This window comes from Pseudomonas sp. RC10 (assembly GCF_038397775.1).
Lineage (GTDB): Bacteria > Pseudomonadota > Gammaproteobacteria > Pseudomonadales > Pseudomonadaceae > Aquipseudomonas > Aquipseudomonas bambusae.
The window spans coordinates 126,124-149,270 of record NZ_CP151650.1 but is presented as its reverse complement, the minus strand read 5'-3'; the positions used below and the strand labels follow the sequence as shown (position 1 = coordinate 149,270).

Annotated in this window: 19 protein-coding genes; 11 read left to right on the top strand and 8 right to left on the bottom strand. The window is 59.5% G+C overall.

Annotation, left to right across the window (positions count from 1 at the left end):
* The first annotated feature begins 7 nt into the window (after nt 1–7).
* From AAEO81_RS00670 to AAEO81_RS00645, 6 genes are read left to right on the top strand one after another with little or no spacing between them, the layout of a single operon-like run.
* On the top strand, nt 8–1,123 hold the full coding sequence (locus tag AAEO81_RS00670; RefSeq protein ID WP_341961014.1) for an FAD-binding oxidoreductase: 1,116 nt from the start codon (nt 8–10) through the stop codon (nt 1,121–1,123).
* Nucleotides 1,120–2,067 carry an ABC transporter substrate-binding protein gene (locus AAEO81_RS00665; protein ID WP_341961013.1) on the top strand — a complete coding sequence of 316 codons (948 nt, stop codon included), beginning with the start codon at nt 1,120–1,122 and terminating at the stop codon, nt 2,065–2,067. The genes AAEO81_RS00670 and AAEO81_RS00665 overlap by 4 nt, the downstream gene beginning before the upstream one ends.
* Before the next feature lie 52 nt (nt 2,068–2,119).
* The gene (locus AAEO81_RS00660; RefSeq protein WP_341961011.1) at nt 2,120–3,478 is read left to right on the top strand and encodes a SidA/IucD/PvdA family monooxygenase; all 1,359 of its coding nucleotides are present in this window, start codon (nt 2,120–2,122) and stop codon (nt 3,476–3,478) included.
* Entirely contained in the window at nt 3,475–4,494 is a 1,020-nt protein-coding gene (gene sbnA / locus AAEO81_RS00655) for a 2,3-diaminopropionate biosynthesis protein SbnA (protein ID WP_341961009.1), read from the top strand. Before AAEO81_RS00660 ends, sbnA begins: the two co-directional genes overlap by 4 nt.
* On the top strand, nt 4,487–5,494 hold the full coding sequence (gene sbnB, locus AAEO81_RS00650) for a 2,3-diaminopropionate biosynthesis protein SbnB (protein WP_341961007.1): 1,008 nt from the start codon (nt 4,487–4,489) through the stop codon (nt 5,492–5,494). Before sbnA ends, sbnB begins: the two co-directional genes overlap by 8 nt.
* Nucleotides 5,485–7,302, top strand: coding sequence for an FAD/NAD(P)-binding protein (locus tag AAEO81_RS00645; protein WP_341961006.1), 1,818 nt, complete (start codon nt 5,485–5,487; stop codon nt 7,300–7,302). The genes sbnB and AAEO81_RS00645 overlap by 10 nt, the downstream gene beginning before the upstream one ends.
* A gap of 39 nt (nt 7,303–7,341) precedes the next feature.
* Here the strand turns inward: AAEO81_RS00645 and AAEO81_RS00640 are convergent, their stop codons facing one another.
* From AAEO81_RS00640 to AAEO81_RS00615, 6 genes are all read right to left on the bottom strand, one after another.
* On the bottom strand, nt 7,342–7,956 hold the full coding sequence (locus tag AAEO81_RS00640) for a hypothetical protein (RefSeq protein ID WP_341961004.1): 615 nt from the start codon (nt 7,954–7,956) through the stop codon (nt 7,342–7,344).
* A 261-nt stretch (nt 7,957–8,217) separates the two neighbouring features.
* Nucleotides 8,218–8,970, bottom strand: a complete 753-nt coding sequence (locus AAEO81_RS00635) for a transporter substrate-binding domain-containing protein (RefSeq protein ID WP_341961003.1) — start codon at nt 8,968–8,970, stop codon at nt 8,218–8,220.
* A 191-nt stretch (nt 8,971–9,161) separates the two neighbouring features.
* Nucleotides 9,162–10,445 carry a hypothetical protein gene (locus tag AAEO81_RS00630; RefSeq protein ID WP_341961002.1) on the bottom strand — a complete coding sequence of 428 codons (1,284 nt, stop codon included), beginning with the start codon at nt 10,443–10,445 and terminating at the stop codon, nt 9,162–9,164.
* 22 nt (nt 10,446–10,467) lie between these two features.
* Nucleotides 10,468–11,772 (bottom strand): hypothetical protein, encoded by a 1,305-nt coding sequence (locus tag AAEO81_RS00625; RefSeq protein ID WP_341961000.1) that lies wholly within the window; start codon nt 11,770–11,772, stop codon nt 10,468–10,470.
* Between the two features lie 601 nt (nt 11,773–12,373).
* Complete coding sequence (locus AAEO81_RS00620) at nt 12,374–13,993, bottom strand: glucan biosynthesis protein D (RefSeq protein ID WP_341960999.1); 1,620 nt, start codon at nt 13,991–13,993, stop codon at nt 12,374–12,376.
* A gap of 192 nt (nt 13,994–14,185) precedes the next feature.
* Nucleotides 14,186–14,815, bottom strand: coding sequence for a LysE family translocator (locus AAEO81_RS00615; RefSeq protein WP_341960997.1), 630 nt, complete (start codon nt 14,813–14,815; stop codon nt 14,186–14,188).
* Between the two features lie 154 nt (nt 14,816–14,969).
* Here AAEO81_RS00615 and AAEO81_RS00610 point away from each other — a divergent pair, with 154 nt between their 5' ends.
* Nucleotides 14,970–15,443, top strand: coding sequence for an Lrp/AsnC family transcriptional regulator (locus AAEO81_RS00610; protein WP_341964660.1), 474 nt, complete (start codon nt 14,970–14,972; stop codon nt 15,441–15,443).
* A gap of 283 nt (nt 15,444–15,726) precedes the next feature.
* Here AAEO81_RS00610 and lpdA read toward each other — a convergent pair whose 3' ends face one another.
* Entirely contained in the window at nt 15,727–17,127 is a 1,401-nt protein-coding gene (lpdA, locus tag AAEO81_RS00605) for a dihydrolipoyl dehydrogenase (RefSeq protein WP_341960995.1), read from the bottom strand.
* A 281-nt stretch (nt 17,128–17,408) separates the two neighbouring features.
* Complete coding sequence (locus tag AAEO81_RS00600) at nt 17,409–18,050, bottom strand: CDP-alcohol phosphatidyltransferase family protein (RefSeq protein ID WP_341960994.1); 642 nt, start codon at nt 18,048–18,050, stop codon at nt 17,409–17,411.
* Between the two features lie 430 nt (nt 18,051–18,480).
* Here AAEO81_RS00600 and fae point away from each other — a divergent pair, with 430 nt between their 5' ends.
* From fae to AAEO81_RS00580, 4 genes are all read left to right on the top strand, one after another.
* On the top strand, nt 18,481–18,993 hold the full coding sequence (gene fae, locus AAEO81_RS00595; RefSeq protein WP_341960992.1) for a formaldehyde-activating enzyme: 513 nt from the start codon (nt 18,481–18,483) through the stop codon (nt 18,991–18,993).
* Nucleotides 18,994–19,003: 10 nt separating this feature from the next.
* A complete protein-coding gene (locus tag AAEO81_RS00590) occupies nt 19,004–20,038 on the top strand; it encodes an aldo/keto reductase (RefSeq protein ID WP_341960990.1) in 1,035 nt (344 codons plus the stop codon).
* Nucleotides 20,035–21,468, top strand: a complete 1,434-nt coding sequence (locus AAEO81_RS00585; protein ID WP_341960989.1) for an NAD-dependent succinate-semialdehyde dehydrogenase — start codon at nt 20,035–20,037, stop codon at nt 21,466–21,468. The genes AAEO81_RS00590 and AAEO81_RS00585 overlap by 4 nt, the downstream gene beginning before the upstream one ends.
* Before the next feature lie 222 nt (nt 21,469–21,690).
* A complete protein-coding gene (locus tag AAEO81_RS00580; protein WP_341960988.1) occupies nt 21,691–23,052 on the top strand; it encodes an MFS transporter in 1,362 nt (453 codons plus the stop codon).
* Nucleotides 23,053–23,147: the final 95 nt, after the last annotated feature.

Sequence of the window (23,147 nt, the reverse complement as noted above, 5' to 3'; positions counted from 1 at the left end):
GACGCTGATGAAGACGTCATTCGATGTGATCGTGATCGGCGCGGGTGTCATGGGCGCGTCGATTGCCGCAGCGCTCGTCGAAAGCGGCCTCGACGTTGCCCTTATGGAAAAGGGCATCGGCGGCGGCCAAGGGGCAACGCGTGATACCGGCGGCATCGTTCGGGCTCTGGAGCTGGACCCCGCGTTGCGCCCGCTGACTCGACGCGGCGCGCATCACGGCACGACCGGGATCGTTCATGCCGTGTTCGAACAGGCCCTGAAACGCACTGGCGTCGCGTACATTGCCAATTCTGAAATCTGCGGCCGTTATCTCGATGCCGTGGGCACGCAAAACGTCGAGCTGCATGCGTCGGTCAGCGCGCTGGACAACGGTCGCTTCAGCGCCTTTTGCGATGACGAATGCCTGCTCATCGAGCGTGATGGCGGCATGGTCGATGCCTTGTCGGCGGTCTCGAACCTGTGCCGTTACGTCAGTGAGAAGGCAACGTTTCTCGATCATCTCGCGGTGGATAAATGCGTCGAACTCGAAGGCTCAGTCCAAGTGCACGCGGGCAAATTGTGTCTGGAGGCGACCTGGGTCGTCGACGCCTGCGGTGCTGATGGTCCGCTGCCGAGGCCGCCTGGCGTGGTGCACGCCCGCACCATTCCGTTTACTCGGGTGAGTTGCGACGAAGCCCCGAGCATGCCGGTCATCGCGCATCATCTGAACACCTATTTGCTGCCGCTTGGACGCACCTTGATGCAAGTGGGCGGGCAGCGTCGTCATCGCGCGGACCACGCAAGCCACTTGAACCTGTCTGTGATGGATAACGAACAGGACGTGATGGCCCGTATCGCCAAGCTGGGCTTTGACACGCAACACAGCCTTCCGGTCGTCACCCAGGTCGCGTGGGACGCTTACACCGATGACGGTCGGCCGCTGGTGGGTCGTTCCAGCGCCAACAGCCACATTTATCTGGCCACAGGCTTTTGTGGCATCGGCTTCAAGATGGCGCCTAGCGTCGCAGAGTTGCTGTCTTTCGAACTCCGCGGTTTGACGGCGGGTGTGTCGATGGATGCTGACCATCGCTCGATCATGAAAGCGTTCAACCCCAGCCGGTTCACCGAGGTGGCATTGTCATGATGCGCCTGGGTATCTGCGCCGCGTTGGACGTCGGCACCACGCTGCATGCCCGCAGCTTTTTGCGTGGCGTATACCTCTCAAGCCATTTATTCAGCCACATCCGGCGTGCGCAGCATTTTTATTTCGACGATGGCGCCACGGCTGATGGCGGTCGTGCGGCGGCCGAGCGTTTAATCGAGGCGCGGGTGGACGCGGTGATCGGCCATTTCGCGTCCGAGTCCGCTGCCGCCGTAGTGGAGAGTTATGCACAGGCTGGCATTCCGCTGATCCTCCCGGCCTCGACCGCTGCGGCCCTGACCGAAGAGGGCCGCACGACGTTCAGGGTATGTGCATCAGACAAGGTGTTGGCAAAACGGCTGCTGGCGTTTGCTGAAACTCAGGGCCTGTTCAAGCTTGCGCTGTACGCCGATCAAAGCCTGCACGGTCAGCGCCAGTTAAAAGAGCTTGAGAACGCCGCAAAGTTATCCACAGTGCAGATTGTTCAAGACACCGTTCAAGCCGACGCGCTGGTGTTTTGTGGACGATTGAAAGCCAGCCGCCAGTTCCTTGTGGAAAACCGCCTTTCCGGTTGTGGATTACCGCTGTTTTTCACCGACGATGCTGCGTCACCTGCGTTGGTGAGCGGATTACCGCAGACCGGCGTCGTTTACGTGGTCAGCTTTCCCATCGCCAGCGATCTGCCCGAGGCCCAATCAGTGGATCGGGCGTACCAACGGATTTACGGCGAATCGGCGCCGGTCTACGCCATCGAGACGTTGGCCGCGTTCTCTCTGATAGACCTCGCCGTTCGCCAGCACCGCAGGCTGCTAACGGCGCTGCGTTCGGATGAGTTTTCCACACCCGCAGGCCCTATCCGTTTCAGCGATGGGGAAAACGATCACGCCCGGGTTTCGCTTTGGGTCTACGCCGACAAGCGCGTCCATGAAAGACGGCTGCTGTGTTGAATCGGGCCGCTCTCGGCTCGCCAAGTCTTTGAACCTTTCAGGAAGAACCACCATGAATCAGTTTGAAATCGAGGGTTTGCGTCAGGAGCTGGACGTTGTGTCGGTCGGCTTCGGTCCCGCCGGTATCGCACTGGCCTGTGCGCTGGAAGACGAAGCGGAGGACAACGGCAAGAAGCCGTTTCAGCGCGTCCGTTTTTTTGAGAAAGGGCGCGATTCGACTTGGCACGGCGCCTTCCTGCTTGCGGGCACTGACATCAACCACCACGTCTTTCGCGACCTGGTGACGCCGCGCAATCCCCGCAGCCGTTTCTCCTTCGCGATGTACCTCAAGGAAAAAGGGCGGCTGTACAAGTTCGGTCTGCTGGGACGTCCCGCAAGCCGTGTGGAATGGTCAGACTACATCGGGTGGGTCGCCGCGCAATTAAAAGACTACGTCTCCTACGATGAAGGTGTGCTGGATGTGTTGCCCGTTGCGGAAAAAGGCATCTTGCGCGCAGTGGATGTGGTCACCGCTCAAGGGACCTATCGTACAAAGCGGCTGGTGCTTTCCCACGGCAGTTTGCCCAACATTCCCGAAGCGTTCAGCCCTCACTTGGGCGGGCGGGTTTTCCACACCTCGCAGTACCTGAAGAACATTCACCTGGGCGGCGGCCCGATTGCCCAGCGCTGGCTGGTGCTGGGGTCGGGCCAAAGTGCAGGCGAGGCGGTGGCGCATCTGCTCGGTGCCGCGCCAACCACCCAAGTGCATTCTGTCCACAGGGGCGTGGGTTTCCGGGTCGGGCAACTGGGGCAGTTTCCGAACATGGCGTTCTTGCCAGAGCAGGTCGATTACTTCCACCAACTGGACCCGTCCAGTCGCAGCAAGGTGTTCGACGAGATCCGTTCGACCAACTACGCAGGCATCGACGCTGACGAAAGTCAGGCGTTGTACTCCTTCATGTACGAAGGCGAAGTCAGCGGGCATCAGCGTTTGAACCTGCACACGTGGTCCAGCGTCATCTCGGTGGAGCAGGTGGGCGACGCGTATTCCGTCGTCCTGCGCGACAGCAACACGGGGCTTGAAACCACGCTTTATGTCGATGGCATCGTCCTCGGCACCGGTTATGAACAGCTCGCGGTGCCGCCGTTGCTCACCTTGCTGCAACCTTGGTTGCTGCGCGAAGAAGACGGCCATCTGGCCGTGGACCGCCACTACCGCGTGGGCCTTCAACACAGCGAGGGCGTGCAGATTCTGGCCAACGGCACGTCAGAAAAAACCCACGGCATTAGCGACGCGCAGTCGTTTTCCATGGTCGCACTGCGCGCCCAGCAACTGACCGACGCCTTGCTCGCCACGCAACCTCGGCAACTGGCGCCGGTGGTGGCACATCCCAAGCGCTCAATGGCCGCACGGGCTGAGGCACGGCCATGAACTTCATCTCGCATATCGTGGGCGATTCGAACTTCGTCCGGCTCAAGGGGTTAGGGTTCGAGAATCTGCACCTCAAGCTGGAGTCCTGTAACCCAGCCGGTTCGATCAAGATGAAAACCGCCATCGGCCTGATCGACTCCTACGCCGAGCGCCGACTTATCCACAGGGACACGGTGTTGATCGAGTCATCTTCGGGCAACCTCGGTGTGGCCCTGGCAATGATCTGCGCGGAGCGAGGCTACAAGTTTTGTTGTGTGGTCGACCCCAACACCAACCTGCACAACATCAAGATGATGGAAGCCTTCGGCGCGCAGATCGTGATTGTCACCGAGCGCGACGATAACGACGGCTACCTGGGCACTCGCATTCGCTACATCCGCGACACCGTGGGCCGCGATCCGCGTTATCTGTGGCTCAACCAGTACAGCAACCCGGCCAACGCCCGCACCCATGAGCAAACCACGGCGCGCTCGATTCACATCGCATTTCCGGCGCTGGATTACCTGGTGGTTGGCGTGGGCACCACGGGCACGTTGATGGGCTGCGTGCAGTATTTCCGCAAGCATTCGCCACGCACCAAGATCATTGCTGTGGACAGTGCCGGCTCGGTGACCTTCGGTCAGGCGCCGGGGAAGCGCTTCATTCCGGGCCTTGGATCAAGCCAGATCCCGCCGATCTTTCGCGCCAATCATTTGCACAAACAGCAAGTGGTCGATGAGCGCGCCACGGTTGCCATGTGCCGATGGTTGGCGAAGTCCAACGGCGTGTTGGCGGGGGGATCGACCGGCACGGTGGTCGCAGGTCTGGCGGCGCCATCTCTGGAGATTCCTAAAGACGCGGTGGTGGTCGCGATCTCCCCCGACGCTGGCGAGCGCTACCTCGAAACGATCTACAACGATGAATGGGTCATGCAGAAATTCGGGCGAGCCGAGCTGGCCGCGCTGTCGTCGCAGCCCATCAGCCGCTATCTGAACACCTACGTCCACACCTTCGAGGGGGAAGCGTTGAATGTCTGAATTCCATGTCATCCCGGGCGCTGTGATCAAAGACATCCTCGACAGCCAGGCGCACACCATGGTCGCGCGCGTCGAACAGGTCTATCTGCAACACCACGACGGTCAGACCCTCAACCCGGACAGCTACTTCCTGCGTTTTCCACAACAACCGGCCAACCGCATCATTGCGCTACCCGCATCGCTGGAGGGCGAGGACGCTGTCGCGGGCATCAAATGGATTTCCAGCTTTCCCGGTAACGTCGCCCAGCAAAAACCTCGCGCCTCGGCGGTGGTGATTCTCAATGATCGCGAAACGGGCTACCCCTATGCCTGCCTTGAAGGCGCTCAGATCAGCGCGGTCAGAACAGCGGCGTCAGCGGTGTCAGGCGCTTATTGGCTCAATAGTCAGTCGCGTCAGGCGGAGTCTGTGGGATTTATCGGCGCAGGCGTTATCGCCCGCAACATTGCTCGGATGCTGGCGGTGGAAGGTTGGGAGATCGGGCAAGCGGTGGTGCATGACTTCGACGACGCGTCGGCCCTGGCGTTGAAGGGATTCATTGAGCAGACCGACTTATGCACAACCCGCACAGGCTCATTGGAAGACGCGCTAGCGGCGGATCTCGTGATCTTTGCCACCACGGCGGGCGAGCCGTACGTGAAGCCGCCGATGGCGTTCCGCGCCGGTCAGGTGGTGCTGAACATTTCGTTGCGCGACCTTGCCCCTCAACTGCTGCTGACGGCTAACAATCTGTGCGATGACGTCGAGCATTGTATGAAGGCCAATACCTCGCCGCATTTGGCGGAGCAAGTGACTGGCAACCGTGAATTCATGAACGGCACGCTGGCCGGGTTGATTCGCGGCGAGGTACAGCTTGATCCGCGCAAACCCTCGATCTTTTCGCCTTTCGGGCTGGGTGTGCTGGACCTCGCGTTGAGCAAATTCGTTGTAGACACTGCGCTAGCGGATGGCCGCGCCGTCGCCATCGACTCGTTCTTCGGAGAAACGCTGAGATGGAATTGAGTGCCGATCTGCGCCTTGATAGGTCCTTCATAGAAACGAACCCTGTGGATAAAGTCGGGCCAAAACCGGCGATCAAAATTGGCATTGTCGGCTGTGGGTCACGTGGACTGACCGTCCTGGAGCGTCTCTGCGCGCTGGCGGGCGAGGGTGAGCGGCGGGTGGAGATCATTGTGTTCGATCCCCATCGGCCGGGGCCGGGCCTGCATTCGGTTGAGCAGCCGGAGTATTTGATGCTCAACACTGTGGCGTCGCAGATTTCCATGTTCCCTGATCAGGCTGCTCTGGGCGGGTTGAGGGGCCGACAAGGGCCGAATTTCTACGAGTGGTGCCTGCGTTTCAAATCCGCTGAACGTGTGGTGAAACCCAATGAGTTTCTGCCCCGTTCCTGGCTAGGCGAATACCTCGCGTGGACTTATGACGAGGTGATTCGGACGCTGCCCGAGCAGGTTCGGGTGATTCATCATGCGCGCGCTGTGGATAAGGTCGACTACACCGATCAGGGGCGTTTTGAATTGTCCACAGGGGATAAAAAGCACCGCGTCGACTGGCTTTTGATCACGGTCGGTCACGCTGAAAATCGGCCTTCAGCGGCTCCGATTACCCAGATAACGGCGCGTCTACACGCTTATCCACAGCCGTATTCGCTTCAAACGATTTCATCCACAGATGCGGTGGGCGTTGAGGGGCTAGGCCTGGCCGCAATGGATGTTGTCGCCGGGTTGACGGTCGGTAGAGGCGGGCGCTTTGTGCAAGGACCCAAGGGACTGCGCTATCTGACGTCAGGTCAGGAACCGCAGGTATTCATGTACTCCCGCAACGGTCTGCCTTACCGCACACGCCCCGACATCACGTCCCATCGCGTGGGAGCGCCCGCGCTGATCTTCACGCTGTCTGCGGTGGCCGATCTTCGCGCCCGGCACCCGGACGGGCTGGACTTCGAAGCTCACGTGCTACCGCTGCTCAAGGCCGAGATGCTCGCGGAGTACTTCGGCATGGTCGCAGCGCTGCAAGGCGACTCGGCTCTGAGCATCAAATCGGAGGTCGCCACTGCGTTTTACCTGGGCGAGATCGAAGCCAAACATCACGAGCTTGCCGAGCTTTTTGAGGTCCCGCTTCTGGCTGACAGCGTGTACAACCCTCGCAGCATGGCTGCCCCTGTGGATAATTATCAGGGGTGGATCGAAGCGTTTATTCGCGATGATCTCCAAGAGAGCATTCTCGATCTGGACCACAGCCCGATAAAGGCAGCCGTTGAGGTGTGGAGGAGCTGCCGCGAGCAGCTCAGGCGAGTTGTGGATAACAGAGGCCTAACGCCGACCTCACATACGATCTTCTTCAACGAATACGCTCCACTGGTCAACCGCATGGTCGCTGGACCGCAAAAAGAACGGCATCAAGAGTTGCTGGCGCTGGCCGAGGCAGGCGTCATTCAGTGGGTTCATAGCGCCCATGTTATTTACAACGCTGACAATGGCGCCGTTTCAGTCGCATTGGGAGATGGACATACCTTAGTGCTGGACGCCTGCGTGCACGCCCATGGCAGTGACGCCCGAAAAGCCGATGGCCACTCAGCAATCATCCGCCAACTACACGCCGCCGGAATTATCCACAGTGCGGCTGAAAATGGTGAGGATGTGTATGTGGACAGTCACGGCAAGGCGCAGCACCGGCTGTGGATAACCGGCCCTATCGTCGAGGGAGCGACGTACTACAACCACTACGTGCCGTCGTCCGGCAGTTATTCGCGAGCGTTCGTGGATGCGGATCGTATCGCCAAGCAGATGCTCGGTTTGTCGGTGATGGCTTGAGTGCGCCCTAAGAGCATCTGCGCCGACAAGGGACGTGACTCAGAATGGTCTGCATTTGAGGGTGTCGATCACTTGCTGCTCAACGAACAGCCAACTGGCGGAAATCTCACAGCGCGCAGCTATTAACTGCTGAACACGTTGAAAATCTCCTCGCAGATCCCGCGCAAAAATGGGCTCGTGATGGGCGATCCGATTTCTTAGTAGCCGAATTTTGTTCAAATCCTCGAAAATTCTTTTTCGATTTTCGGCGATTGTTTTAGTGTCATCCAAGTTTGGCATCACGCGTCGTAGATGCGCGTTCCAGATGCGGTGGTCATGCCGACTGGTGAACATTTTTTCCCAGAATACAAACTTGAGTTCCGCAATAACCTGTCCTGTCGTGGCGACTTTTTTGCGAACATTCTGAAGATCGCTCACAGCGTCGTACCCAGGACCGCCCAGACGTGGAAGACTGCGTTCGAAGCCAGGGTTCCATGGCCATTGCGGGCCGTGCATCGCCTCCAACGCGTCTGCAACCGCGTTCCGAATAACCACCTCACAGATGTGTAGTGGAACGAGCAACGTGCCGCTGACCCGCGCATTCCACGCATACAGCTTCAGCCCTGCGGCTGCTTCAAACCCCTCTGCCAACGCTTTGGCTTCGTAGGTGGACATTCGAGCGGGAGACAAGGCGGATTTTACCGCGCACGCAATCTGCATTGACTGAAAAGACCTATATCCATATAGTTTTGCTCACTAGCCACGGGAAACGCGGGTGCAAGCACCTCCCCCCGAGGACAGACGAAGTAAACAGGAACCCTGCCTTTTGGCGGGGTTTCTTGTTTTTCGGGGTGAGATTATACGTGCTCAATGCGGACCGTATCGCACGGCAAATGCTGGAGATCACCGTCTCAACCAGCCCCCCGAGACCTCAACTCAACACCCTTTCCCCGCCCCCACGCACGCCACGGCAGTGTTCCCCGGCAGATAACGCCGTCTGATGCTATCCAGCTCTCCGGTGCGGCGCAGGGTGTCGATGGCCTGGTTGATTCGCCCGAGCCATTTCGCGTGCGCCGGTTGGAGTTTGATTACCAGCGGTGCTTCGCTGAGCTTGGCGCCCTGGCGGAACTGGGTAGGATCGAGGTGGGTGGTGTTGATCAAACCTTCGAAAATATCGTCCACCATGGCAATCGCATCGACGCGTCGGCTTTGCAGCAGCTTGATCAAGGCGTCGTCCTGAGAGGTCTCAAGCCGGTCGAGACGGTGAGTTTCAAGGGCCGGTTCCAACGCCGCGTAGGTGTAACCGCGTACTGTGCCGATGGTGAGGTGATCCATCTTCTCGATGGGTTGACCGAGCGCGGGATGGTCTGCGAGGAAATACAGGTGCTCGCTGACGATGGAGTAGGGTTTGGAGAACACATAATGCTGTCGTTCTTCAGGGGTGTTCCAGATCAGCGCATCGGCGTAGTTGAGGTCGATTTCGTTCTTTTGCAGCATCGATTGCAGACGGTTGACGGGGTACGTGACGAAAGTGACGTCCACGTTTGCGAGTTGCATCACTCGGCGGGTGATGTCCACGGCCAAGCCGCGCAGGCGACCGTTATCGTCCTCGAACGCATAGGGCTTCCACTGTGCAGTGCCTGCCACGAAGGCCTCTGCGGCAACGGGCAGCGCGATCAAATAGAGCAAGCACACAGCGAGCAGTCTGCACCGTAACCCCATACCTTCCCCCGATCATGGGCATCCATGAAGGAGCCCAAGCCTAGCAGCGGAAAATGTCGGGCATGTGTCGTAATGCCACTATTTGCAGGTCGTTTCACGAAAAACCACGAAAAAAGCCCGCGCAGACGAGGTCAGGCGGGCTTTTCAGGGTGGTTGAGTCAGGCGCCGGGGCTTAGCCGGATGATTTTTGGAAACTCGTTAAGACTGACAGACGCTGTACAACGGTCGCCGGTGCAGCTCCAGCGTTGCTCGCTGGTTACCATCCCCTTGCTCGCCATTTGCGTATCGAGCACCCGCAACGGCGCGTTGTTCATCGCGTGGCTGACCACTTGGTCTTCCCGGGTGCGTCCCGTGGCCCAGGCCACGATGATCCGCTCGCGTCCATCGCTGAACACCAGTTTGTAGAGGCCGTCAGACTGCAAACTGGCGCTGGCGTCGTACTCGAAGTCTTTCAGGTAGGGGCTGATCGCTTTGAGCACCGAGTAGGCCGGTTTGGGGCTCAGGTCCACGTTCAGCAGGCCAAAGTTGTGTTCCTGATCGTCGCGCTTGTTGCCATCGTTGATCAGGTCGTACCACCAGATGCCCTTGATCGAAGGCACAGTGCGAGCGAGAAACCAGGCCCGGGCCAGGTAAGCGGCCTGACGCGTAGTGTCGATGCCGCAATTGCCCTCATGACTTGGCCAGCTCATTTCGGTCAGGTACAGAGGCACAGGCTTATGGGCCAGACCAGTAAAGCGCCGGTCCAGATCGCGCATCCAGTTGATCCAGCTTTCCGGCGTGTTGTGGTCGCGTCCCTCGCAGTGCACGTAAGGATGGAGCGAAATGCCGTCCGCGTAATTCATGATGCCCGCCGTCAGCAGGCGATCCACGAAACCACCCTTGATGCCCGTGGACGTCACCGCACCCGCCAGCACTTTGGCCTGCGGATTGTTTTTGCGAATGATCGGTGCTGCTTCCTTCACGATGGCGACGTAATCCCGGCTAAGGCGTGAGTCGGTTGGCCCCTCGATGTCCCACTCGTTCCAAACCTCGTAGTACTTCACCGGATTGCCCAACTGTCGGGTGAGGTAATCGACGTACTTAAGGTACGGAATCTTCACCTCGGGCGTGCGCGGCTTGGCGTTGCCATTGAAGGACGTGCCGTAACCCAGGATGACCATCGGTGCTTGGTTCAACGCGTTGGCCTTGGCGAGCCACGCCCGCCATGGCGGGATGATTTGCAGCTGATTGGGCGCCGGTTCAGCCGTGGACCAGAACCCGTCATCACGCACCGAGGTGACGCCCGCCAGGCTGGCCAGCTCCAGACTGCGCAGTGGCTGGTTAACGTTGTTCATCGAGTGGGTGGCGACACCGACGATGAATGAATCGGCAGCCGTGACGTAAGTAGAGATCAGGCACGACAGCAGCAACAGGCTTCCACGGCCAATACGCAATAGGCTCATGCGCACGCATTCCTTTGTGGGATCAGCTCAGGCCGGGGAGACCGACCCAGGGTGCCGCTTCAACCGGCTTTGGGGCGACGGCCTTCACGTGCGACCTCGCCGCCATGGCATGCCCGATGGCCATGCCGAGGAACAGGTTCGCCAGCGTTACTTCAAGTGTGTCAGTCGTCCAACTGACGATGCAGATGCAGAAGCTGGTGGCCAGCATCGCCCGGCCATAGCGGGTCGTGATGTCAGCCAGAGTGATGAACAGCGGGATGTGCAGCGCGTAGAGGAACAACCCCGCCACGCCAAAGGCCGCCCAGAGGTAAACGACGGTGCTGTCGGAAACCATGAACAGGTCTGCACCGATCACAGGGAATGCCGCCACCGAACTGCCCACTAGCCCAAATCCTGCCCCGGTGTAGGCGCGGTCTTCGCTGACCAGCTCGCGGATCACGTTTGGCCAAGTGTTGACGAGGCGGTCGTAAATCGATGACAGCGAGCTGCCAGTCGAGATTTTGTTGGGGTCGAAGTCGTACATCATCGCCACGAACGGCAACGCCATCCCGAGCAACACCGCCACCACGATGGCACCGCGGGTGGTCCATCGAAAGCGAGTGATCAACAGCAGGCCAACGGCGCCCGCGAAGGCCAGGACCGGCGCTTTACTGGTGGTCAGAATCACCCCCGCCAGCCCGGCGGCGCAGATGGCGATGGCCAGCATTCTCGAACGTACGGTGGTCATCAGGTACAGGCTGAAAATCGAGATGATGATCGCCAGCGCGCTGGAAATCCGGGCGAACCCGGCAGGTCGGTCGGCGTCTTCGGAGGCCCAGGTTGTGTTGGCGCTCAGCTCGGTGCCGCCAATGCTGTAGCTGTAGCCCTTCCACGGCAGGTCGGTGTACTTGTCCATCGCGATGCCCGCCAGCGAGGCCGCCAGTGCAAAGGCGATGGCCCACATGAACAGCCGTTTGTGCTTGGTGATCTGATCGCCGCACGCCAGTCCGAACAGCAACGGGCTGATGCCGTACAAGGCAAAAGCGAAGTTTCCTGCCCCCGCGCCATTCAGCACCGCCCATGCAGACGACAGTAACAAGGCGATGAAGCTGAGCCACACACCAGGCCCTGCCTTGAACCGGCCGAGTTCCAGCGCGAAGAACAGCAGGCAGGCGACTTTCGGGGCGTACAGCAACACCGAGATGCCCGCTTTGTCCAGGTAGAAGCGCAAGGCGCCAGAGAAGGTCTCGACCAGAATCAGGCTGATCGCGACCAGCACGATGGCCGTCGATTTGTCGAAGGACAGGATCGACGGCTTTTCAACGTAAGCGGGGGTAGGCGACATCATGGGAACAGCCTCTCAGGCGCGCTGGATCGAATATGGGGTGACAAATGAAAGAAGCATCGTGGCCACGCTACCGCTCACCGACGTCGGCAAACGCCGTCGATGAAACCGGTAAATCCTTGTGTGCTGGAGGGCCGTGACGGGAGGGAATTGCCGAATGGGGTCCCTCTCAAAGCGGCGTGACAGGGGATATATCAGCCGCAGATCAAAGGGCTGTCAATGAAATAGTCAAATTTTCGGACAGTTTGAATAAGGCTTAAAAATCAGAGTGTGTAACTTATTGAAATTACTGAGAGTGTAAAAATTGACGCTAATAAATGGAGGAAAAAGATGAGCCTTGTTCTTCAATCCTATGGCTCATTTTCGTTACATATCCGCCTCGTTCGACCCATCGCCACCGCCTGAACAACCTTCGCGAATAAATTCGCTCCTACAGAAGTTCATCAACGCCACGAAACGAAAGACAGACGCGGATTCAACTGTAGGAGCGAATTCATTCGCGAATGCGGGTACAGACGACGCATCTCTATCGCCTGACCGAACTTCGCGAATGAATTCGCTCCCACAAAGGGTTCATCACCGGATCAGAGTCCGGACCTCGAACTCAGGTGTATTTACGCTTATCAGCCGCAGGCGGGAAGTACTGATACAGCCAGGTCTCGCTCAGCGTACGGTCGCCAGTCTTGATGAACATGCGCATCTCCACCGGGTCCACCGAATCACTGGTCGGGTACCAGTCAAAGCTCACGCGGAAGCCTTTGATATCCGGCAGCACCAGTACGTTGAAATCCTGCACTTTGCCGCTCGACACGGTAACCATCGGCTCGATGGCCGAGCCTTCCGGCAGCCGGTCGATGCCCCCACCATTGAAGTCCACCGCAAAGCGGCGTGCCCAGACATCCGGGTAATGCTCGCCGGGTGCCCAGCCTTCGATGAAGCCGCCCATGCCCGAACGTGTCGCGTGTACCTGCGCCAATGGCGTGCTCACCGGCGGCAGCGGGCTCCAATACAGCTTGTAGCCGTAATTCATCGACATTCCGGCCTTGATCGGCACTTTCGGGTTCCAGAACGCAACGATGTTATCCAGCGTCTCGCCGGTGGTCGGCAGCTCCATCAGATCGATGGAGCCCTCGCCCCAGGCCGTCGTCGGCTCGACCCACAGGCTGGGTCGACGGTGATACCAGTCGACGGTGTCCTGATAGGTCTTGAACTCGTGATCGGTCTGTACCAGGCCAAAACCTTTCGGGTCTTTGTCGGCAAAGGCGTTGAACTGGAGCTTCGCCGGGTTGTTCAGCGGACGGCAGATCCACTCGCCGTTGCCCCGCCACATGGCCAGGCGGTCCGAGTCATGGATTTCCGGGTGAATGGTGTCGCACATCCGGCGTTCATGAGTGCCGCAGCTGAACATGCTGGTCATGGTCGCAATGCCCATTTGTTCGATGTCGGCGCGGGCGTTGATGTGCGCGTCGATGTCCATGACCACGCGATCAGCCTGGCAATCGATATCGAATTTGTAGGCACCGGTCGCGCTCGGCGAATCCAGCAGCGCGTAGACCACGAAGCGGGTGGCGTCCTTGGTGGGTTTTTCGAACCAGAACTTGGTGAAGTCAGGAAACTCTTCGGGCTTGTGAGCGTAGGTGTCGATCGCCAGGCCTCGGGCCGACAGGCCGTACTGCTTGTTACTGTCGATAGCGCGGAAGTAGCTGGCGCCGAGGAACGACAGAATGTCGTTGATCGCGATTTCCGGGGCCTTGAACAGCTTGAAGCCAGCAAAGCCCAGATCACCCTTGAGTTGGGTCTGATCGATGCGGCTGGCTTCATAGTTGAACAGCTCGGGGCGGAAATGCACCTCACGCGCCTCGTTCGTCGCGGGGTCCACGCTGTACATGCGCACCGGCGTCTTGAAGCCTGCGCCGACGTGGAAGAAATGCACGTCCAACTGGCCTTTGACGTCATTCCAAAGGGAATGGCCTGCGTCGTATTTGATCGCGTTGAACTGCTGAGGCGTCATATTTGCCAGCGTGGGCGGCAAGTTTTGCTTGGTGCTGACGTAGGCTTTGCCGGCCATCTGTTTGGCGAGGTCTTGCAACGTTTTGAAGTCGAAATGTTCGATGTCGCCATCTGCTGCTGCCGCCAGGGCGCGTGCTGCATAAAGACCCGTGGCTGGCAGCGCGCTATAGGCTGCCAGCGCCATGGAAGCTTTCAGTAGATTCCTGCGATTCATAAGGTGAAGCCTCTGAAGAAATGCCGTGCCTTCCTGCACATGAAAGTGCGCTTTCCCAATCCTTGCCGAACGCAAATTACCAACAAACAGATAACAATCTCGGCATCTTGTTCGCAAAAAAGAGAAAAAATCGTTTCAGAGGGCTACTTGTGAGCATTCAGAGTATTGCGGGTTGTGTTTCAGGTGAGGTGTTCACGCCTGCTGGATAAAAGCCAGACGCACGGCGAAACCGATCAGCATCGTGCCGAACACCCATTGTTGAATGCGTTGCGCGGTCGTGCAGCGGGCCAGCCATCGACCGATCCAGCCGCCTGCCATTGCGTACACGCTGTCGAACGACAGGCCGACCAGCACCAGAATTACCCCCAGTGCAGCGAACTGCCCGGCCACCGAACCCGCGTGTGGGTCGATGAATTGCGGTAGCAGTACCGAGCAAAACAGCAGGGCTTTGGGGTTGAGCAGGTTGGTCAAAAGCCCGCGCCCGACGGCTGCGCGCCAAGAGAGCGCCGTCCCACCCTCGCCGCCTTGGGCCGTCATGCTCATCGCGCCCGGTTTGAACATCTTGAGCCCCAGCCACAGCAGGTATGCGGCGCCGATGATGCGCACCGCTTCGAATGTCCAGGGCGAGACTTTGAATAGCGTTGCCAGCCCCAGCGCAGCCAACGCCACATGACCGCCACGGGCGATGGCCAATCCGAGCGCCGTCGCCAGTGCTTTGCCACGACCGTGACGGGCGCCGGTCTGGAGCAGCAGAATCATGTCTGGGCCCGGCACCAGCAGGATCATCGACAGGGCGGCGATAAACAGCGCGATGTTTTCCATGGTTCGGCTCTCGGATGAAGGGGTGATGGAAGGAAATTCTAAGGCGAGAGGGTGGGGCAGGTGCTTGCGTGTTTGACCCCTGAACGGCTTAGTATTGGCATCTTCTGCTTATAGCCATGCTGAAATGGGGTCTTTTGTGCCAAATCCGTCAAATGTGAAGCTCGACGCCTATGACCGCCGCATTCTCAATGCTTTGCAACGGGACGGTCGATTGACCAACGTTCAACTGGCAGATGAGATCGGATTGTCAGCTTCGCCATGCCTGCGACGGGTCAGGCAATTGGAAGAGGCGGGGGTGATCAGCGGCTACCAGGCAACGCTGGATGCCGATGCAGTGGGGCTAGGGTTGACGGTGTTCATCGGGGTGAAAGTTGACCGCCATCACGAAGACGAGGCGCAGAAATTTCAACAGATGGTGTCGGTGTTGCCTGAGGTGATATCAGCGCACATCGTTTCGGGCGAGTCAGATTTTCTGCTGCACGTCGTGGTGCCAGACTTACGCAGCTACGACCGGTTTCTCACCGACACGCTGCTGAAAATGCCCAGCGTGCGGGACATTCGCAGCAACTTCGCGATTCGCACCCTCAAGCAGCAAGGGCCGTTGCCTTTGGGGCATTTGCCGGTGTGACAGACCGATCCCGGATTTCTGTGGGAGCGAATTCATTCGCGAGAAATCGGGCAGACGATAGAGGTGTATCGGCTGCACCGGCCAATCGCGAATAAATTCGCTCCCACAGTTGAGCCTTCATCGGACTTCAAATGCCGTGGCAGCCTCGAATTTCTGTGGGAGCGAATTCATTCGCGAAAAATGAGGCAGACGACAGAGGTGTATCGCCTGCACTGGCCAATCGCGAATAAATTCAGTCCCACAGGGTCATCAACAGGCCGCGGTTCAATCGTCGACCTTGGGCTCACGCCTGCGTCGTATGCCCACCCACTGCCATCGCCGCCTGGCGCAAGGCCTCGGAGCGGGTCGGGTGCGGATGGCAGGTCAGCGCGACGTCTTCCGCCGACGCTGCAAACTCCATCGCCACGCAATACTCGGCAATCATCTCGCTGACGCTTGGCCCAACCAGATGCACGCCCAGAATCTCGTCGGTTTTTTCATCAGCCAGCACTTTGGCGAAGCCGTCTGTTTCGTGATTGACCTTGGCCCGGCTGTTGGCGCTGAACGGGAATTTTCCCACCTTGTAGGCGCGGCCTTCCTCCTTCAATTGCTCCTCGGTCTTACCGACGCTGGCCAGCTCCGGCCAGGTGTAAATCACGTTGGGGATCAGGTTGTAATTCAGCTCGCCCTTCTTGCCGACGATCCGCTCGACGCACACTGCTGCTTCGTCTTCGGCCTTGTGCGCGAGCATCGGGCCGGAGGTCACGTCGCCGATCACCCAGATGCCGTCCACTGACGTGCGATGGCCCTTGTTGGCCAGGACGCCACGCTTGTCGACTTCAAGCCCCACTGTTTCCAGCCCCAGACCTTTCGTGACCGGACGTCGGCCGATGGACACCAGCACGTAGTCCGCTTCGATCACTTCGGCTTCGCCACCGGCGGCGGGTTCGACTGTCAGGCTCACGCCTGTGTCACTGGCGACGGCCGACGTTACTTTGGAGCTGAGTTTGAAATTCATGCCTTGGCGCGACAGTGAGCGATGCAGGGTCTTGCCAGTCTCCAGATCCGAGCCGTGGGCCACGTGATCGAGGAATTCCACGACCGTGACTTTGGCCCCCAGACGACGCCAGACGGACCCCAGCTCAAGGCCGATCACACCTGCACCAATCACTACCAAGTGCTTGGGTACTTCGCTCAAGGACAGCGCGCCGGTTGAATCGAGAATGCGCTGGTTATCGATGGTCACGCCCGGCAGCGGGGTCGGTTCGGAGCCAGTGGCGATGATGATGTCCTTGGCCGTCAGCTCGGTTTCGGCGCCGCTGGCATCGGTGACGATGACCTTGCCCGGCCCGGCCAGACGCCCCCAGCCCTTGATCCACTCGGCTTTGTACTTGCGAAACAGGAACTCGATGCCCTTGGTCAGGCCGGTCACACTCTCGACCTTCTGCGCCATCATCTGCGCCAGATTCAGGGTCGGCGTGACCTCAATGCCGAGCTTTTTGAATTCATCGCCTGTCGCCGCTTCGTACAACTCAGAGGCGTGCAGCAGGGATTTGGACGGGATGCATCCCACATTCAGGCAGGTGCCACCCAAGGTCTCGCGGCCTTCGATGCAGGCGACCTTCAAGCCTTTCTGACCGGCGTGAATGGCCGCGTTGTAGCCGCCTGGGCCGCCGCCAATAATGACAACGTCGTAGTGACTCATGAGCGTACTCCTGAATGAAGAAATAACAGTGGAGGAAGCGTAGTCCGCTCTCCGCGAATGTCTCGATGGACCCTATCAGAGAAAAATTATGTCCGTAATATCGACTCAGGAGTGAGGTGAGGTCAAGGCCAGGGTTTTACAAGGCTGAAACGGTTTAAGCCTGGATGATTGCTTTCGCTGCCGTCGAGAGCTCCGGCGTCTCCTAAAAGAATAGGTGCACGGAATGAGCCCTGTGGATAACGTGTTGGCAGTCTGTGTGTAAAGCTGTTGAAACACTTTCTTCAATCTTGTGCATAAACCTTGGCGATAGGGGTGGTGGCAGGGTTTGTCACTTCAGCCACTGCGCCCCGAATGCGTCTGACGATAGTCACCAGCAGCAGAATGGCCATCACTGCCATGATGATGTTGATCGGCGCTGTGAGGACGCGCTCCGAGGCGATGCCTACGCCAAACAGACCAAAACACAGCATGCGCACGTGGCTTTTCAGGGGGCCATCCCGCCGACGAGACGCCTTAATCAACGGCCCGAGCAAACCGGCGAATTCACTGAAAATCGCCAGCAGCGTGACCGTCAGCACCAGCAACAGGCTGACCTTGGGAATCACTGCAAACGGCAGAAATAGAGCGGTTTCGGCGACAACTCGGCTCAACTCGCGGGCGCAGGTGCCGAATCTGGAGTGTTGTCCGAACTCTGTCACCAGCAACGTTTCCACCGCGTTGAACAGCATCCGAATCAGCATCCAGATCGGAATCAACAGGAAGATCGGCGGGTACGCGGCAAACGCGGCCACCAGCATCCCGACGGCCGCGGAAATGAGCCCCGCGCATGACGTCACGTGAATAGCGCGCACGCCGTCATCGAACAGAACCTTGGCCACCGGATGCAGGATTTTGAGCAGCCAGGTCTTGAGTGTGGTCAGCATGATCGCGGGCCGCTCCCCTGTGGATAACTTTCTGGGAGCATAGTGCAAGTTTGGGGTTGTGCTGAGGTCTGAAGATTGCCACGACCTTGTAGGAGTGAGCTTGCTCGCGATGCGTTTATCCAGACACCCCTTCAGTGAACGAGAGACTGCTATCGCGAGCAAGCTCACTCCTACATAGATAAGTTCGGGTATGACCTGCACTCATACCCCCATGAGTTTTTATGGTTACTGGCCCCGAAATCCCCGGTGATACAAATCGCATCACAGCTCACCCACAACAACAAAGAGCGCTTGCGATATGACCTCTCTGCACGCCCCGATTCCGTCCAGCCCCATGCGGCGCTCTCCGACTTCCTTCATTCGCCACGCGATGCCCGGCATCTGCGTGCGGTTCTGATCACCCGCATTTTTCCGTTCCGGAGAACACCCCATGAAAAAACTCGACCTGTACATCGGTGAAGGCTTCGAAGGCCCAGGCGTCAACGCCGCCCACATCAACATCATGATCGGCCCGCGCAACGGCCCTGCGGGACAAGCCTTCGCCAACAGCCTCGCCTCGCCAAGCCAGGGCCACTGCCCGTTCATGGTCATCGCTCAGCCGAACATCCCGGTCAAACCGATGACGCTTTATGTGAACAAAGCCGCCATCGGCAGCGACCTGCACGGCAACGCCACGTGGGGCGCGTCTCAGGCCGGTATCGCCAAGGCCGTCACTGAAGCGCTGCTCGACGGCACCTTGCCTGCCGAAGCCGAAGACGAGTGGGCCATCGTCACCGCCAACTGGGTCAACCCGGCCTGTGACGATCTGGATGCCGTCTACCTGAACAACTACAACGCCTGCCGCAACGCGATTCGTGCAGCCCTGACCGGCAAGCCTGAGCGTTCGCAACTGGCCGACGTGGTCAACCGCATCAGCAACCCGTTCTACACGCCAAAAGCCTAAGGTCCGCGCCATGCAATACATTCGTTTGGGAAATTCGGGCCTCGAAGTGTCGCGGCTGTGCCTGGGCACCATGAACATGGGCACGCCTGACTGGAAACCGTGGATCTTCGACGAGAAGAAAAGCGAGCCGATCGTGCGTCACGCGCTGGAAAACGGCGTCAACTTCATCGACCTGGCGGACTTCTATTCCGCAGGCGTCGGCGAAGAAGTGGTGGGCCGCATCGTCAAGCGCCTGGCCCGTCGCGAAGACCTGGTGATCACCACCAAGGTCGGCTACGGCACCCGCTCCGGCAAAAACGCCAGCGGTCATTCGCGCAAACACATTATGGACAGCATCGACGCCTCCCTGAGCCGTCTGGGCATGGATTACGTCGACGTCTTCATGCTGCATTACTTCGACGTGAACACCCCCGTCGAAGAAACCATGAGCGCGATGAACGACATCGTTCGCTCCGGCAAGGCACGCTACATCGGCGTTTCGACCATGCTCACCGGCCAGTTGGCGAAGATCTTCATGGCCTGCGAACGCAACGGCTGGGTCAAGCCGATCAACATGCAGCTGCAACTGAACTGCGCCTACCGCGAAGAAGAGCGCGAGATGATTCCGTTCTGCCGCGATCAGGGCCTGGGCGTTTCCGTGTTCAGCCCGCTGGCGCGTGGCCTGTTGACCGGCGACGTGCAATCGACCCGCAACCAGACCGACTTCTTCACGCAACAGATGTACAGCGACGAAGCCTCGTTCCAGATTGCGCACTCGGTGCAGCGCGTGGCCCAGCGTCGTGGCGTGTCCAACGCGCAGATCGCACAGGCGTGGGTCGCCAACCATCCGGGTGTCGACTGCATGCTGGTCGGCGCCGACACCACGCAACAGTTCGACAGCGCCTTGGCCGCGCTGGAAACCAAACTGGATGCTGATGAGCTGTACGAGTTGGAGCGCAACTACACGCCGTGCGACGTGATCAACGATTACACCGCTGGCAAACGCATCCTGCGCAGTGCACGCCCTGCGACTGATGTGTTCAGCCTGACCGAGGCCGTGGCATGAGCGCGCTGATCCGAAACGGGCATTACATCGACGGTCAATGGACGACGGGCGGCCCGACGTACCCCGTCTCCAACCCCGCCACCGGCGAGCTGATCGCTCAGGTGCAGAAGGGCGGGACCGAGGAAACCAATCACGCCATTGACGCGGCTGAACGCGCACTGCCCGCCTGGCGCAAGCTGACTGCGAAGGAACGCAGCGTGAAGCTCAAGCGCTGGAGCGAGCTGATGCTGAGCAATCAACGTGAGCTGGCGACGCTGCTCAGCCGCGAGCAAGGCAAGCCGTTTGCTGAAGCGATGGGTGAGGTCGTCTACGCCGCAAGCTTTCTGGAGTGGTTTGGCGAGGAAGCCAAGCGCGCCTACGGCGACGTGATTCCGAGCCACAAGGCCGATGCGCGCATCGTCGTCACCAAGGAAGCCATCGGCGTGGTCGCGGCGATCACTCCGTGGAACTTCCCGCTGGCGATGGTCACCCGCAAAGTTGGCCCGGCACTGGCGGCGGGCTGCACGATGATTCTCAAGCCGTCCGAGGAAACCCCGCTGTGTGCATTCGCGCTGGCCGTGCTGGCCGAACAGGCAGGCATTCCAGCGGGCGTGTTCAACGTCGTGTCGGGCGATGCGGTGGCCATTGGCGGCGCGCTGCAAGCGTCGTCTGTGGTGCGCAAACTGTCGTTCACCGGCTCGACCCGCGTCGGCAAATTGCTGATGCGTCAGGCCGCCGACACGCTGAAAAAAGTCTCGCTGGAACTTGGCGGCAACGCGCCGTTCATTGTCTTCGACGACGCCGACCTGGACGCCGCCGTCAAAGGCGCCATGGCCTCGAAATTCCGCAACACCGGGCAGACCTGCGTCTGCGTGAACCGCTTCTTCATTCAAGACGCCGTGTACGACGCCTTCACCCGCAAGCTGGCGGACGCTGTGGCGAAGATGCGCGTGGGCAACGCCCTGGAAGGCGAAACCGAGCAAGGTCCGCTGATCAATAACGCCGCACTGGGCAAGGTCGAGCAACACGTCGGCGATGCGCTGGAGAAGGGCGGCAAGCTGTTGTGTGGCGGTCAGCGTCACGCGCTGGGCGGCACGTTCTTCGAGCCGACCGTGATTACTGAAGTGAACGATCAGATGCTGATCGCTCAGGAAGAGACCTTCGGCCCGGTCGCCGCGTGTTTCCGCTTCAAGGACGAAGCTGAAGTGCTGCGCCGCGCCAACGACACGCCGTTTGGCCTGTCGGCGTACGTCTACAGCCGCGACATCGGACGTGTGTGGCGAGTGGCCGAAGGGCTGGAAGCAGGGATGGTGGGCATCAATGAAGGGATCATCTCCACCGAAGTGGCGCCTTTCGGCGGCATCAAGGAGTCGGGCCTGGGGCGCGAAGGATCGCGGTATGGTCTGGAAGACTATCTGGAAATCAAATACCTGCTGATGGGTGGGCTCTAGACGGCTGATCGTTCCCACGCTCTGCGCGGGAACGCACCCGTCTCGCTACCCCTTTCTGTAGGCGTGAGCTTGCTCGCGATAGGTTCGTCTTTCGCTGAGGTGGTGATTGACCCTCCGCCATCGCGAGCAAGCTCACTCCTACAGTCGAATCCCGCCGGCTGGGTAGCCAGCGGGAAAATTCTGGTTTCGCTTCTCCGTCAATAACAATAACTGGAGGCAAACATGTCTGTTCAACCGGTACAAATCGATGATCTGCCCATCGGTAAATTTCACATCAAGATTGCAGGCCTGACGTTCGGTGCGCACTTCACTGATGGCTACATTCTGGGTCTGATCGGCATCGCGTTTACCCTGCTCAGCCCGCAGCTGCACCTGGATGCGTTCTGGCAGGGCCTGATTGGGGCGTCGGCGCTGATCGGCCTGTTTCTCGGCAGTCTGTTCTTCGGCTGGATTTCCGATCGGCTGGGCCGCCAGAAAATCTTTCTCGTCAGCTTCGTGCTGATCACGGCGGCATCAGTGCTGCAGTTCTACGCCGAAACCGCGATGCAGCTGTTCCTGTGTCGGGTGCTGATCGGCATCGGTCTGGGCGGCGACTTCAGCGTCGGCCACGCCATGCTCGCCGAGTTCTCGCCGAAGAAACATCGCGGCGTGCTGCTGGGTTCGTTCAGCGTGATCTGGACCTTCGGCTACGTGGCGGCAACCTTCGTGGGCACGGCGATGTTGTCGTTGGGCGAGGACGCCTGGCACTGGATACTGTCGTCCTCGGCCATTCCGGCGGCGTTGATCCTGATCGCGCGCATCGGCACCCCCGAATCGCCTCGCTGGCTGATCAATCAGGGCCGCGTCGCCGAAGCGCGCGCCATCGTCAAAAAGCACTTGGGCGACCACGTAGTCATGGACGAAGAGCGCTCCAGCGACCGTCGTTCGGGTTACGCGATTCTGTTCAGCCCCGAGTACCGCACGCGCACGCTGTTCAACTGCCTGTTCTTCGTGTGCATCGTGATGCCGTATTTCGCCATCTACACCTTCCTGCCGTCGATTCTGCAGAAGATGGGCCTGGCGGAAGGCTTCGGCACCGAGCTGATGCTGAACATGCTGCTGATCGCAGGGGCCTTGATCGGCATCTGGTGCACGGTGAAATTCACCCGCCGAGGCTTCTTGATCAACTCGTTCATCATTCTGGCGATCGCGTTGTTTGTGTTGGCGGTGCTGCCAAGTGCCTCGACGCTGCTGATGGTGCTGGCGTTTGCGCTGTTCACGGTGGTGCTGTCAGCGGTGAGCAACCTGGTGGGCGTGTTCCCGGCAGAAAGCTTCCCGACCGAAGTGCGCGCCAGCGGGATTGGTTTGGCCACGGCGGTCAGCCGTCTGGGGTCGGCGATCAGCACGTTCCTGTTGCCGGTGAGCGTCGCCGGTATTGGTTTGAGCCCGACCATGGGCATTCTCGCGGCGATTCTGGCGCTGGGCGCAATCATCTCCTGGGCGTGGGCGCCGGAAACCAAAGCGTTGACGTTGAATCAGGCGTGTACGGTGAAGGAGGGTCCGAGCGTCGCCTCTGCCGAGGCTCCTCTGACGTCTCAGGCGTAACGCAATCTATGTAGGAGCCGGCTTGCTGGCGAAGGCGGAGTGTCAGGCGCTACGCCTTCGCTGCCGTCGTAACCTCCTGCGTCTCCCACAGAAAA

Excerpts from the sequence above, each read along its gene's own strand:
- AAEO81_RS00670 (WP_341961014.1), top strand. The coding sequence starts at position 8 with ATGAAGACGTCATTCGATGTGATCGTGATCGGCGCGGGTGTCATGGGC.
- AAEO81_RS00600 (WP_341960994.1), bottom strand. The coding sequence starts at position 18,050 with ATGCTGACCACACTCAAGACCTGGCTGCTCAAAATCCTGCATCCGGTG.
- sbnA (WP_341961009.1), top strand. The coding sequence starts at position 3,475 with ATGAACTTCATCTCGCATATCGTGGGCGATTCGAACTTCGTCCGGCTC.
- AAEO81_RS00625 (WP_341961000.1), bottom strand. The coding sequence starts at position 11,772 with ATGATGTCGCCTACCCCCGCTTACGTTGAAAAGCCGTCGATCCTGTCC.
- AAEO81_RS00590 (WP_341960990.1), top strand. The coding sequence starts at position 19,004 with ATGCAATACATTCGTTTGGGAAATTCGGGCCTCGAAGTGTCGCGGCTG.
- AAEO81_RS00665 (WP_341961013.1), top strand. The coding sequence starts at position 1,120 with ATGATGCGCCTGGGTATCTGCGCCGCGTTGGACGTCGGCACCACGCTG.
- AAEO81_RS00580 (WP_341960988.1), top strand. The coding sequence starts at position 21,691 with ATGTCTGTTCAACCGGTACAAATCGATGATCTGCCCATCGGTAAATTT.
- sbnB (WP_341961007.1), top strand. The coding sequence starts at position 4,487 with ATGTCTGAATTCCATGTCATCCCGGGCGCTGTGATCAAAGACATCCTC.
- AAEO81_RS00640 (WP_341961004.1), bottom strand. The coding sequence starts at position 7,956 with ATGTCCACCTACGAAGCCAAAGCGTTGGCAGAGGGGTTTGAAGCAGCC.
- AAEO81_RS00620 (WP_341960999.1), bottom strand. The coding sequence starts at position 13,993 with ATGAATCGCAGGAATCTACTGAAAGCTTCCATGGCGCTGGCAGCCTAT.
- lpdA (WP_341960995.1), bottom strand. The coding sequence starts at position 17,127 with ATGAGTCACTACGACGTTGTCATTATTGGCGGCGGCCCAGGCGGCTAC.
- AAEO81_RS00615 (WP_341960997.1), bottom strand. The coding sequence starts at position 14,815 with ATGGAAAACATCGCGCTGTTTATCGCCGCCCTGTCGATGATCCTGCTG.
- AAEO81_RS00585 (WP_341960989.1), top strand. The coding sequence starts at position 20,035 with ATGAGCGCGCTGATCCGAAACGGGCATTACATCGACGGTCAATGGACG.
- AAEO81_RS00645 (WP_341961006.1), top strand. The coding sequence starts at position 5,485 with ATGGAATTGAGTGCCGATCTGCGCCTTGATAGGTCCTTCATAGAAACG.
- AAEO81_RS00630 (WP_341961002.1), bottom strand. The coding sequence starts at position 10,445 with ATGAGCCTATTGCGTATTGGCCGTGGAAGCCTGTTGCTGCTGTCGTGC.
- AAEO81_RS00660 (WP_341961011.1), top strand. The coding sequence starts at position 2,120 with ATGAATCAGTTTGAAATCGAGGGTTTGCGTCAGGAGCTGGACGTTGTG.
- fae (WP_341960992.1), top strand. The coding sequence starts at position 18,481 with ATGAAAAAACTCGACCTGTACATCGGTGAAGGCTTCGAAGGCCCAGGC.